Source organism: Shewanella psychropiezotolerans (assembly GCF_007197555.1).
GTDB classification, from domain to species: domain Bacteria; phylum Pseudomonadota; class Gammaproteobacteria; order Enterobacterales; family Shewanellaceae; genus Shewanella; species Shewanella psychropiezotolerans.
Genome location: NZ_CP041614.1, coordinates 3,329,249 through 3,341,731 on the forward strand (window position 1 = coordinate 3,329,249; position 12,483 = coordinate 3,341,731).

The window sequence follows — 12,483 nt, forward strand, 5'->3', positions numbered from 1 at the left end:
TTCAAATTAGATGAAATAGTCAAATCAGGAAAACGCAAAATACCGAACGGAAATTCAGCTGGGTTTACACTCTTTCACTAAGGAACCTTAACGGATATATATTAGGCGCTGTCTAGCCATTTATGACAATTAGCCGCCCCATGCCTACGTTTTCTTTAAATGCTCACAGTAACGACTTAGCTCCTGTAAAGTTCCTACAGGGCCTTTAAACAACCGAGTAAACTCTGATGTGATTTTCAGCCAATTCTGTTCCGGAATATTGAGTTTATGTAAAGTTGGTTTAAGCCTAGTTCATAGATTTGCTCTTTTAAACTTTGGGTGTCTTGATAGTCTTTAGCTGTTTTGTTTGGGGCGCCATGAGTTTTGGGCAAGTTTTTCATATTCAAAGGTTAACGCTACGTCCGGACTAAGGACCTTGAGCTGATGTACGACGTCATTACACTCGAGGGGGATATTGGCATCGACTCTCCCCTCTTTAGTACGGCTTTGTTGCTGCACTAAACGACCGATAGCATCATAATAGAAATGCACACTGGTGCCATCGGCTAAGGTTTTACTCTCGAGTCTGCCAGCTGCATCATAAGTGAACACAACCCTGCTTTGTTGAGACATGACAGGCTGAGTCGCCACCGCCTGAACAGCTTGACCTTGATAAGAATGAAAATACAAAGATGAATCTGAAATTTGTTTAGCTTCACTCACGCTGATGAGCTGACAATCATGGTTATACTGATAACAGCTTCGCCCTTGTGGAGTGACATGACTTATCAAGGTATCGAATGCACCATACTCATAATCATGCTTGAGCCCTTGGGAGTTCGTCACACCGATTAAGTGCCCATCACAATCATAAGCAAAATTAGTTTGTTGACCCTCTTCATCAACCCAAGCGCAGGGATAAGGCATACCGAACTTATACTGCCAGAATTGAGTCCCCTCTTTACTTCCATCGGCCAAAGTCTGACATCGTGTAACTAAGCGGCCGAGTCCGTCATAATGAAAAACAACAGTTCCACCATCAGCCAATAAAATAGTCACTAATTGACCTAATCTGTTGTAGCGATAGCCCGTTTGGCTAGCGTCTGGTGAGATAATCCAAGCTAATTGGCCCAAACTGGTGTATTGATAGAACCACTGCATAAGAAAAGGATCGGATACGCTGACAAGGTTTCCTTTATTATCATATCGGTATGACCATATTTCACCTTTTGAATTGGTGTATTGCGTCAATCGCCCCGAGTCATCGTAGCTATACTCCCAGGTTTTGTCTCCCTGGATACTCATTGCAGTCACTTGGCCAAAGTCATTATAGGTAAATTGACAAGGCTCTCCCCGGGCATTGATTTGAGCGATAAGGCAATTGTCCCACCACTCATTGATCGTTTCATCACCATTGGAGAAGACTATGCGGGTAATATTGTTTTGCTCATCTGTGTAATAATGCCTGATCCCGTAGCGCGCACTCTTGTAATACACCACACCTTGCTCGTCATCGTACCTAAGTTGAGCATTGAAACGCTCCTCTGCACCACGTATGGCAAGGGCACGCCCTTTTACATCATAATCAAACTCAAGCCAGGTGAGACTCAAGTCAGAACTGCGCAATAGAAAACCATTTCTGCTATAACGATAATCAAAATTAGCACCGGGATCGGCGCGGCAAGACGTCATATAACCAAGCGGATTATACTCGTATCGAGCCAAGGTTTGGATAGGTAATGCTTGTGGAGTAAGTAAGGTCAACTGCTTGATGCAGCCCAGATCAGTATCCACCCGAATCTGTCGGCCATCGGCCAAACTAATATGACTCAGGACTGCGCCATGATAGGTGAAAGTTAGCTCATTGCCTTTGCCATCACTAATACGAGAAAGAAGCAGCCTATCGCCAAAGGCGTGACCAAAGCGATAACTAAGACCATCGAAATGCCTCATCAACAGATCATCACCACGGCGCAATAATCGCCATTGTGGCAGATGGGAAACCCGGCTTTTGTGTCCCGCTACAGGCAAGTCGTACACGCCTTGATTATATTGCTCATCGGTAAAAGTCACCGACTCACCATCAAGTAGCAAGCTCATGTCCCACAAACAGCGCCAACGGGTGCCAAGTAAACCTGGACTCATCATACTGCCTGAATGATAGAAGCGTTTATGCAGCAGAGGGAGTCGGCCCGAGAGGGTAAAGTCGGTGCGCCGCTCAAGCACATAACCTGTGGCCATCTCGATATGCTCTGCTTGGGTAAAGCGCCCTTCGCTACTAGCCGTTCGTACATTCAAATCAAATGCATTCATCAGGCTTTGCTGCCTTTCCAATATGTTCACTGCAACTTAGTCCAATCAAGCCTTTATTAATCTGAGGTTATTTCAGTAAATTCAGCATCCTGCCAAAGCTTAATTTCACTGTATGTCGCTTGATTAATAATGCCCAGTTCCAAGGCCTTATCCATATCATCTTGGATAAGATAGGCGCCTAATATGAAAAGTCCATCAAACTGGCGCAAGGGAGCATATTTAGGTTCATCTTCCCATTTGTCATCATAAAAAGCCTCGTACGTTCGGCTTAAGCTATAACCCGCCTCACAGAAAAACGTACGATTCAGTAACGCGGCTGCATGCTTCCATGCCTGTTTATCCATTTCATCAAGGGATTCAAGCGTGCCATGATGTTCACTCATAGCCAGCTTTATCTGATTAATAGCCTCCAGCGTCGGAGGGGCCGCCTGCAACTTGCTGTCATCACAGCCTTGAAGTTCATAAACTTCACTTTGGCAGGCCGTCAGCAGTAACAGAGTTATCAGGCTAATACCTGCTTTAATCGATGATCCTTGTATCATATTCATATTCCTTGTTTATCGACTTTTTTTAAATGGAAACGCCTGCTGTTTCAACATGCCTTCAGGTATATAGTCGCCTACTACGCCATATTCATCCGGCCACTCTTTTTGATCACGCACGGCGGTTCCCAATAGGTAATCGATAAACGAAAAATGTGCCGCATAATTTCTGTCAATTGCTGCACTATCCGAGGAGTGATGCCAGTGATGAAACTGAGGTAAGACTATGATGTACCTTAACCAACCTAGATTGATTTGAACGTTGGCATGATTAAACACAGCCTGCAGACCGACAATAATGACGTAGAGTCCAATCACCTCTTCAGGGAAACCCAATACAAATATCGGCGTTAACACCAGACACCTGGTGATTATCAATTCTAAAATATGCTGTCTTGAACCTGCTAACCAATCCATATGTTTAGCGCTGTGGTGCACTGCATGAAAACGCCATAAAAAAGGCACTTCATGGTAAGCCCTGTGCGCCATATATTGAACCAAATCGGCGACCAGGATAATGGAAAAAAGCTGTAGTACAAATGGAAGACTGGATATAAAACCTTGTATATCGGTCGAAATAGCCCAACCAAAGGCTTCATGTACAAAACGGTTAGCCACTAAGAGTACAAAGCCGACCGCCAGATGATTAACGAAGAAATGATTCAGATCCCCCTGCCATTCAGGCCTGAGAATGACTTGTTGAGACTTATGGGGTAACAGTTTTTCGATGAAGATAAAGATAAGAGTCGAGCCCAGAAGATCCAGGATAAACCAATCTAAGCCTAAATAAGGGGTGTTATCATCAAAATCCCCCACTTCCACTTTGTGGCCACCGAGTGCTATTGCAATGATCACAAACAACCAGGCAAGCATGCCTAAACGTTTATTTTTGTTACGAACAAAATTGAGTAAGCCCAGGCTCCCGGATATCACTAAAGCAAAAAACATAATCTGCCTTAATAAGCTCACACTGTAATTTTGTCTCAGCTCAGGTGTGGTTAAATATTCGGGGAAATGAAATGCCAGCACACCTAGCAATGATAAAAAGGAGAGTAAACACGCGATATAGCCACTGATCCTACCTTCACCTAAACGTAATTCTCCCTCTTTCACTAACTTATTTAGCATAAAAACATCCATTTAATATGTGAATGACAAACCGTCACTATCCGTTGATTTAATGATATGGAAAACGGTTTATCACCATAAGACTCTCTCGAATAAAGGTTCAATCTTGCCTATGCAGGCCTCTATTATAAGAGTGCTATTATAAAAGCTATCACAAAAACTGCCATAAATAAAAAGCACTCGCAAGAGTGCCATCGAGCTATTCAGCCACTTAAAATAATCTTTGCCTTTAACCAATATTGACGGTGCCGCCACCGACTAACGAGCCACCACAATCGACGGCATCGCCACTGCGGGCTGCGGGCATACCATCGGCTGATACGGTCCCTGAACCTGCCGAGATCGCACGGGGATGAGGTGGGTTATTGGGTTTATCGTGAGGTGCTAATGCATCCCCCTTTCTCGCCAAGGGAACGCCATCGACCTTGACCGTCGAGGCAGCAGCAATCACTGCCGTGGGTGGAAAACCATCATGATCTAATCCCATATCGCCTAACTTCACTGCATTGCCCATCTCTCAACTCCTTCTGAATATGTTTAATAGTCTTGTGTACGTCATATTTTTAGCTGGATAATCTGATAACCAGCATAGAAGCATTAGCCAGCAGGATGGCACTAGGCCGCCTTACTCTTTTTAAAGATATCGAGTACTGGGCCTTGCTTAGATGACTTTTGTTGCTTATCTCTTATGGCTTCAAGCGTTTTCGTGAACTCTTCATCACTCATCTCACGCCAGTAATGGCTGGGGTGATCTCGTTTACCCGCTAAGTCAAACTTGGCCGTGGTAATGTCGCGCTCACGGGCCGCTTCTAAAATTAATACATCGGGCATGGGTTGACTGATATCCATATAGCGCTGGATCATATTCCACAGGGCATGATATTCAGCCACCTGCTGATTATTAGGCATTAACCCATGTAAAGGAATGCCTTGGGAATAACCATTATACCGGTGTACTAAATACAGGGCGTAATTAATCAGCCCTTGCTGGCTCGGCGCCGAGACTAAAATACAGTCGAACTCGATAAAGGGGTGGCTAAAACGCGGCTTACCGTTACTTTTATACAAGGTCACCATGCCAGTTTGGCGATTCAAGCTAAATTGCTTTTTGGTTTTTAAAAACCAAGGTGTAAAATACCCTCGATTCATCAGCTCAAACTGGCCCCAGAGCAGACCTAGGGGAAGAAAACCATAGAGTAAAAACAAACCTACCATTTCAACAGCCTGGCTAAAGTTAGTTCTATCATCATAAAGTGGCATAGTTAAAATAACTAAAATGAAAAGTGGTACAAAAAACTGACAACAGATCTTACCCACTGCAGATATAAACATATAAGCTTGGGTCCAGCTACTCAAGGCTTCTTGCTCTAGCCTTTGTTCATCCCAACCCGCCTGCTCTTGTGTCTTAGTGATATATTCAAGTACTGTTTGCCAATGACTGGGCGTTTCAGTCATCACTGCACTGGTTGAAATAGTGCTTGTCGGCCGTCTAAAGCTAAACGCTTGACCTTGAGTTAACAGGCGTTGTAATAAGCCCTTGGGGCTTGGTGGCACCTGCGGCGTTATTTCTTGGCTGTTATAGGCTGTACTCGTATAAGGTTTATTGTTATCCGAGCTGGTTGGTTGCTGCTTCATTGATATGTTTCTCTTTTTGGTGCCTAGTACTGGTTTACTCGCCTTACACTTAACACTTAGTCATAGTCATAGTCATAGTCATAGTCATGCGAGGCTATTACACTATTTTTAACTGGGGCGAGGTAAAGGATAATTTAACTCATCGGCCCAATACCTATCTTGCTCATTAAATGCGGGGGCAGCTTGGGGATCTGCAAGGACATTGAGCTCGTTAATGGGTAAGGCCGGAAACGCCTGACCGTCTACCTCTATTTGCGCCCGAACCATAAAATGGGGCTGATGAGTATAGAAATCAGGTCTAGTCATTTTAAACCAACTATTGTCCATGCCATCTTTTGGAAGTTTTTTATCGAAAACGACAAAATACACTCGGCCTTCTGCGCTAGTGACGCTATCAATAACCGTACTGTTTATGGTATCGACATTGATAATTTCGACAGAATGGCTATTCCCGTAACGGCGCACCTGCTTAATTGTTTTGGCTATGGCTTGGCGCGCAAAAAATCGTACTTTTATCTTATCGGCATTGAGTAACTGCAACAAGTTACTGCGCAGCATAATCCCATGGGTGACGCCTTTATCTGCGAGTACTGCGCGGGTATCCGGGCCTATTTTAACCTTATCCAAAGGGTACACCGTAATCGATACCGACATGATTAAATTGATAAATTGCGATAATGCCTGCTGTGGCTGTTGCAGTGATGCATAATCGCCAGAGGTGGCCGGCGACGCACCGAAAGGGCCATTTTTAAGCCAAGTTTCAATGGGGCTATCTTTAAAATAATAATACAATAGCCCGCCGCCAATGGCGATGGCGATCCCCAACCAAGCAATGGGACCGAGTCCTAAAAAGGTACTGGAAGATGCGATAAAAGTACTCGCAAAACTTGATAACCCCGTGCCAATGGCTACCATACCCATGGCAAAAGCGGCATCTTTATCTTGATTACTGTATAGGCGAGCCGCATCCCAAAGGCAAATCACTGCGGTTAACATACCAGCCACAAACCCGGCCACATTTAGCCGACTTACCGATGACACCAGTTTAAACCTAGCGTTAGGAGTACTAAATTTAGCCACTGTCATAGGGGAGAAGTTAAACGTGTTAACTTGGCTGGCCTTTGCCAGCACCGAGGCATTGTGGCTCATCATGTTAGCTGCATGGACTAGGGCAATACTTAAATCTGCAATAGCACTACCAATGTTAGCCACATTTTTCCAACCATTATTTTCAGTTTTTATTGCATTTATCGTGGTCACTAAGTTAATGACTTCGATGACCGAAATAATATAGGGCACGCGCAACTTTTCATAAACATTACTTAAATTCTTACTCCCATCACCGGTATTGTTTAACGCCCTTTGGGCCTCAGCCTTGCTCATAGCCAGATCGCTGCCCTCATCTATCATTACTACGCGAGATTTGACCTTCTCTAATTTAGCATTCTTAGGGAAATCTTTTTTATTGGTTGAGGCGATTAAATTACCCCCGTCATCATAAAGACTGCCATAGGCTACTGGCGCGGCCCGCTTACCATACTTATAGGTACTGTTACCTTCAGGTACACCATAGGTAATACCTGCCCCCATGACGCCCACAACATACCCTTTCAGCGGTATTCCAGTAACAGGAACAAAAGTCATCGTGGCAAGGAATTTAGCGTTAATGGCCTTTAAGGTACTTAGACTGTTAACATAAAGTGCAGTAAACTCTATATTTACCGCACCGCTGTTTATCGCAGACTGAATAGTAAACAAGGATGTGAAAAAACCTTTCAATATACCGTCCACCACACTTGAAATGCGTCGATAATTACCAAATGAGCCTTCACTGTTATCAGCCGAGGCAAAGATAGTATTTAAATCGATAGACTCTAATTGCGACTCGTCAACGAGCAAATTATCACTCGACCAGCGCGCAATATTGGCAGGAGTGGCCAAACCGGAGCCATCATTGTCGGCCTCAGGCGGCACATACACGTCATCTAATGGAACCTTATCCTTCGGTATAAATAATAAAGGATGTAAAGGGTGGCGAGCCTTAGAGTCATGAATATTCACTAACGTATTAATAGACGTGTGATTTTGCCTTTCTTCTACAGCTAGCAGGGTATCAAGTTTATCTGCATCTAGGGACAACGCTGACAAGGCATCACTCACAACAGTATGCCCTGCTCCTCCATTGACACCTGACATTGAAGTCAAATCTAATAGTGCAATGGCAAAACTAGGATCATCGAGAACGCTAGCTAATGCCTGTTGCAACAGGTTAAAGTCAGTGCGAAATAACTGCCGCTCTATGGTACGTATAGTACGGTGGAAGACTCCGCCTAAATTGGTATTTACATCATCCTTATGCTCGTGTAACTGATTTTCTGTTTCACCAATTTTATTGGGAAGCACCAAACGCTGCACGAGTTCGGCACTATGAAAGTGTTTATTTTTACTAGCACTCAATTGAACTTGTTGTAAATAACCACTGGCTAATAATGTTAACGACCCATGATGCTTAAGGATAAAAATCATATCGGTTAAGGGAAGCACGCGCAGTTTTCTGGCTTTCGCATCATCAAGATAATCAGGAGTAGATGTTAGCTGAACAAATGGGTCGTTACGACCTTGAATGAGTGAACGTAAGACATGTTCCCTGGCACCATATTCAAAACGCAGCTCGTTATTATCTTTAAAAACCTGTAACGCCGAATCCCCTCCCTTTTGCAGTCGCTCTTGCTCCAATTCTATATCTTGATACAGAGCCGATGCATACTTTCCAGAAAGATCGCGATTAAGTGTAATAGGATGAGCAACACTAAGTTCAACTTCCGGAGCACGCGCTCTCATTTCAGGTAAACTGGCGGCATGGAGCAAATCTACAGAGCCATCGATGTTAATGCTGTTAAACGCGACGAGTCGTGTCGTCAGTTTGCCTGAGTCCTTTTCAAGTGCATTAAGACGTGCACTGCTCCATTGCACTTCAGAGTAGGCTAGATGAATTCTGGTTCCATTTTTGTTGTCCTTTGCCGGTAACCAAATTTCTTTGAGTGGCAGCCCGACTGCGATGCGCTTCTCATCAAGAAACGGCTTATCCCGCCCTTGGCGATATTGATATAAATCGATATCTTTTAAATTGACGCTACCATCATCTTGGGTACGTATTTCAATTTCGCGCCAAGCTTTATTATTATAAAACACATAAATATAACCATTCCTCACTGGTGCTAATCGCTCTTTAGCGGTCAGTGATGTGTCATAGGTCGGTAGCAAGGTCAGAGGCATCACCGCATGTAACAGGTAGTCTTGTTCGCCGTCTACGCGCTTTTTGGCTTGAATATCGGTAAATAAGGGTAATTTGATCACTCCGGAATCAGCTGTAATAGCTAGCCAAGCATTAATCGGCGTTTTTTGCTCATTCCAGTCCCAACTGTTTATACAAGTATCTTCAAGTGATTCTACTTCTAACTTGTTCTCCAGAAACTCCTGCTGAACAGCATCCTTATCATCATAGAATTGAATGCTATGCTCTGTGCCATGATCGAGTCCGGTTACTTCAATAAATAATTTCTTGGGGTCACATGCCGGCCCAGGGCTAAGTTTATCAACTGACATACAAAGAGTCCTTTCTAAGTGTATTTTCTAAATACTGTAATTTTTCTGAACCAGTTAAACTGAACAGGTATGATGATTTCAGCAGAGATTCAGCAGGCTTTCCATATTGACGACATAAGGTTAAGTAACGATAAATACAGGTATTATCGATTAACCCCAGACTCTCGGCTTGATTAAGGTATTGCCGATAATTACACCACTCGACGTTATCAGTAACTGAAATAGAAATAGATTCAAAAAAGCGACTCAAGGTTTTATCATCATATTGTATCTCAAGAGCCATTTGCTGCGATGGCGTAATAATCCAAGATGAATTTGAAGTATCGCTTAATAGTTCTGCGGCTTTTATAGGCAATGAATTACTGACTGAACACCATACACCTTGGATTGCGGAATATGGAAAAGCATACCAAGAGATATGTGTAATAGGCCCCATCCAAAGCGCCGTATCTCGTTTATCTGACTCCCCGAAGAAGTAGTGAGCAACGGCCGGATTTTGGAAGTGCAGAATGCCCTTTTTATTCCCGGAAAACTGCATAATTAATCGTTGTCGAAGATGTGTGATTAAATCATCAAAAGCAATTTCAGCCAGAGCTGAAATAAGAATACCAGACCAAGAGCCACCCGAAACAGCTTTAGTGTGAAATATATTCAATAGAGTATCATCTGATTTAACTCTGATCACATAGGGGCTGTATTCTAATAGCTCAGCTAAGTCGGTACCTATGTATAAGGGGGCAATATCCGGACTGGCTCCATAAGCATACAAATCGTGAGCAGTATCAGGGTGATAATCAGCAATCAGGTAATGTGCTAACTCTTCATCATCGAGTTTGTCTTGAAGCTGAAGAGTATGATGTAATTCCATTAACCGTTATTCCCACAAGGACAGTCGGTTAAAGGGCATGAACCATCAGTTTGTTTTTGACATACCTCTGTCAAGGGAGCATCTTCTTGCTGATCGGAAATTATTTTATGTTTGAGTGCAGGCGTCACAGCTACACTAGCCTCTGCCACACCAGCGACCTCTGTGGCCTCGGCTAACTCCATCTTTTCACTTTCAGCAACAGTCGCCGCTTCTACGCCTAAGGGTAATATGGCATTTTGGCCCGAAAAACCACTGCCTGAGCCTGCGCCGCCGCCTGAGTTAAGGTTGATGGCTGAGCCAACCAGATGTACGCCAGCGGAGTCAATTTTGACGAAGCTGCCACCGGCCTTGAGGGTGATTTCCGTGCTGGTTTCGATTACCACTTTCTGTCCGGCCTTGATGTGCACTTCGGTGCCCGCTTCATTTATCCAGGCACTGCCGGTTTTCATCTGTATCGAACCTTCCACGGTTAAACTCATGTCGCCTTTGATATTGTGGCGACTCTCGCCTTCTACGGTCAGGTGATCATTGGCCTTAATACGGGTGAAGCGTTCGTTATCCACATCAAGATGTTGATCATGTTTAATCTGTGTTGCTTGATCATTTTCAACTAAGGTGTTCATGTCTTTCTGGGCGTGAATGTATATCTCTTCCTTGTCACATTCATCTTCAAATCTTAGCTCATTACTGCCCTCGCCCTTATGGGTCTGAGTCTTGATACCTGTGCGTGTCTTGTTCGCCGGTAACGGATAAGGCACTTGGCTGATAACGTTAAAAGCACGCCCTGTGATGATAGGTTGATCCGGGTCGCCTTCAAGAAAACTCACGATAACTTCGTGACCAATCCGTGGAATGGCCATCATGCCATATTGACCACCGGCCCAGGCCTGACTGACACGCACCCAGCAACTGGACCCCTTATTAACACTAGCGTCACCATTACCATATCTGTCCCAGGGAAACTGCACCTTAACCCGGCCAAATTCATCACAAAATATCTCTTCATTTTCAGGCCCCACCACGATAGCCATCTGCGGGCCGGTAACCAGAGGTTTAGGGTTCGGCCTTGCTTGCCAGGGTAAGCTGGCTGGAATGGCGGTAAACTCATTATGATATCGGGTAGGCTTTTGAGTGTTGGCTTCTTCCGCTGCGGCTCCCTGCTCGCCGGTATGTTTAACCCCGGTAATGATCCAGTCACGATTAAGGCTGCTATCGCCGTGCTCCATCAAGTCGAATTTAAAACCACTGATGGCCTGCATGATGTTGCTCTTGCCTGTGGCCACTTGTGCATCACGGCGCAGGTATTCCTGACGCACCTGAGTGATCGGGATCCCCGCGGCATCATCCTTGTAACGGCCCGGATAGTCGAAGTGCTCGTAATCCAAACGTTGGCAATCTAACTCTTTGCCTGTGCTGGTCTGCAGGAAGCTGTATTGGGGCTTCTTAAAGCTGTTATCTTTGAGGGTGACGCTGGCAGGCTTTATCTGATGTTGAAAGCTGAACGCGTTCACATAGGGAACATCGATCACTCCGCCACTAATGGCATTGTAAGGAAAAGGCGCACCCAAGCTCGCCAATTTACTGGTGCTGTCACAGAAAATCAGCGTGTGCGTGTCTGCAGTGTGCTCGAAAAAGTAAAACAGACCGACTTCAGCCGCCAGACGACTGATAAACTCGAAATCTGTCTCACGATATTGCACGCAATATTCACGTATTTCAGACTCGAATCTGGGATCACAACTGAAGGCATAATCTTTTAGCCCCATCTCACCTAGCAAGGTGGCGATAATATCCAGCACGGTTTTCTGCTGAAAAATCCGACTGTTCTGCCTGAGCTTGAGTCTGGAAAGCGCCGGCACTAAGGTCAGCTGATATTGAGTGTGATGATGGCCGGTATCGCCCTTGCTAAATTGGCTCACAATGCCGTGCACCTGACGCTGAACCGACTCATCTAAGGTCCAGGTGAGTAAGCCTGTTTGGTCGACGATAGACTCGGCAGTGAGATCGTCTAATCGGCTTAATAGCGTCAACTTAACCTCGAATGGCGTCGACAGATGCTCGATGAAGTTGAAATCGACCACATCCAGGCTATCCTCGTCCAAGCCTTGGGCACTGAAGTGGAAACGTAAACCTGAGCCAGAAAGCGCCATGACAATATCCTTATCTATTGGGGTTGTATCCAGTGACATCGAGTAGGCTTTTGCCTGACTCTATGTCGATTGAAATTGCCGATTGCAATAAATGTTAGGGAAACAAACCCGGCCTTGGGCAGGTGTATTTCCCTAACACTTATCTCCTTCACTAAAATAAATAGTGAGAATAAAAATAATTAAAAAATTAAGTGAAAACCGAAATAAACGCGCTAAAAGAAAATCAGGTGCTTATGTAAGCACCTGCTTATTCTCATTAGCC

At 44.5% G+C, this 12,483-nt stretch carries 8 protein-coding genes and 1 pseudogene; all 9 read right to left on the reverse strand.

Annotation, left to right across the window (positions count from 1 at the left end):
* Nucleotides 1-101: 101 nt before the first annotated feature.
* Nucleotides 102-273 (reverse strand): annotated as a pseudogene (locus tag FM037_RS29530) (transposase); the annotation flags it as partial.
* A 60-nt stretch (nt 274-333) separates the two neighbouring features.
* Nucleotides 334-2,322 carry a DUF6531 domain-containing protein gene (locus FM037_RS14740; RefSeq protein ID WP_144046622.1) on the reverse strand — a complete coding sequence of 663 codons (1,989 nt, stop codon included), beginning with the start codon at nt 2,320-2,322 and terminating at the stop codon, nt 334-336.
* A 26-nt stretch (nt 2,323-2,348) separates the two neighbouring features.
* A complete protein-coding gene (locus FM037_RS14745; RefSeq protein WP_144046623.1) occupies nt 2,349-2,834 on the reverse strand; it encodes a hypothetical protein in 486 nt (161 codons plus the stop codon).
* Between the two features lie 15 nt (nt 2,835-2,849).
* Entirely contained in the window at nt 2,850-3,962 is a 1,113-nt protein-coding gene (locus FM037_RS14750) for a sterol desaturase family protein (protein ID WP_144046624.1), read from the reverse strand.
* Between the two features lie 229 nt (nt 3,963-4,191).
* Nucleotides 4,192-4,476 carry a type VI secretion system PAAR protein gene (locus FM037_RS14755; protein ID WP_077751538.1) on the reverse strand — a complete coding sequence of 95 codons (285 nt, stop codon included), beginning with the start codon at nt 4,474-4,476 and terminating at the stop codon, nt 4,192-4,194.
* Nucleotides 4,477-4,577: 101 nt separating this feature from the next.
* Nucleotides 4,578-5,597 carry a hypothetical protein gene (locus tag FM037_RS14760; RefSeq protein WP_144046625.1) on the reverse strand — a complete coding sequence of 340 codons (1,020 nt, stop codon included), beginning with the start codon at nt 5,595-5,597 and terminating at the stop codon, nt 4,578-4,580.
* A 108-nt stretch (nt 5,598-5,705) separates the two neighbouring features.
* The gene (locus tag FM037_RS14765; RefSeq protein WP_144046626.1) at nt 5,706-9,203 is read right to left on the reverse strand and encodes a toxin VasX; all 3,498 of its coding nucleotides are present in this window, start codon (nt 9,201-9,203) and stop codon (nt 5,706-5,708) included.
* Nucleotides 9,193-10,071, reverse strand: coding sequence for a DUF4123 domain-containing protein (locus FM037_RS14770; protein ID WP_144046627.1), 879 nt, complete (start codon nt 10,069-10,071; stop codon nt 9,193-9,195). The genes FM037_RS14765 and FM037_RS14770 overlap by 11 nt, the downstream gene beginning before the upstream one ends.
* Complete coding sequence (locus FM037_RS14775) at nt 10,071-12,260, reverse strand: type VI secretion system Vgr family protein (RefSeq protein ID WP_229380894.1); 2,190 nt, start codon at nt 12,258-12,260, stop codon at nt 10,071-10,073. Before FM037_RS14775 ends, FM037_RS14770 begins: the two co-directional genes overlap by 1 nt.
* Between the last annotated feature and the right edge of the window lie 223 nt (nt 12,261-12,483).

Bases quoted from the DNA above. Each gene is read 5' to 3' on its own strand.
- FM037_RS14750 (WP_144046624.1), bottom strand. From the start codon at position 3,962: ATGCTAAATAAGTTAGTGAAAGAGGGAGAATTACGTTTAGGTGAAGGT.
- FM037_RS14760 (WP_144046625.1), bottom strand. From the start codon at position 5,597: ATGAAGCAGCAACCAACCAGCTCGGATAACAATAAACCTTATACGAGT.
- FM037_RS14770 (WP_144046627.1), bottom strand. From the start codon at position 10,071: ATGGAATTACATCATACTCTTCAGCTTCAAGACAAACTCGATGATGAA.
- FM037_RS14775 (WP_229380894.1), bottom strand. From the start codon at position 12,260: ATGTCACTGGATACAACCCCAATAGATAAGGATATTGTCATGGCGCTT.
- FM037_RS14755 (WP_077751538.1), bottom strand. From the start codon at position 4,476: ATGGGCAATGCAGTGAAGTTAGGCGATATGGGATTAGATCATGATGGT.
- FM037_RS14745 (WP_144046623.1), bottom strand. From the start codon at position 2,834: ATGATACAAGGATCATCGATTAAAGCAGGTATTAGCCTGATAACTCTG.
- FM037_RS14765 (WP_144046626.1), bottom strand. From the start codon at position 9,203: ATGTCAGTTGATAAACTTAGCCCTGGGCCGGCATGTGACCCCAAGAAA.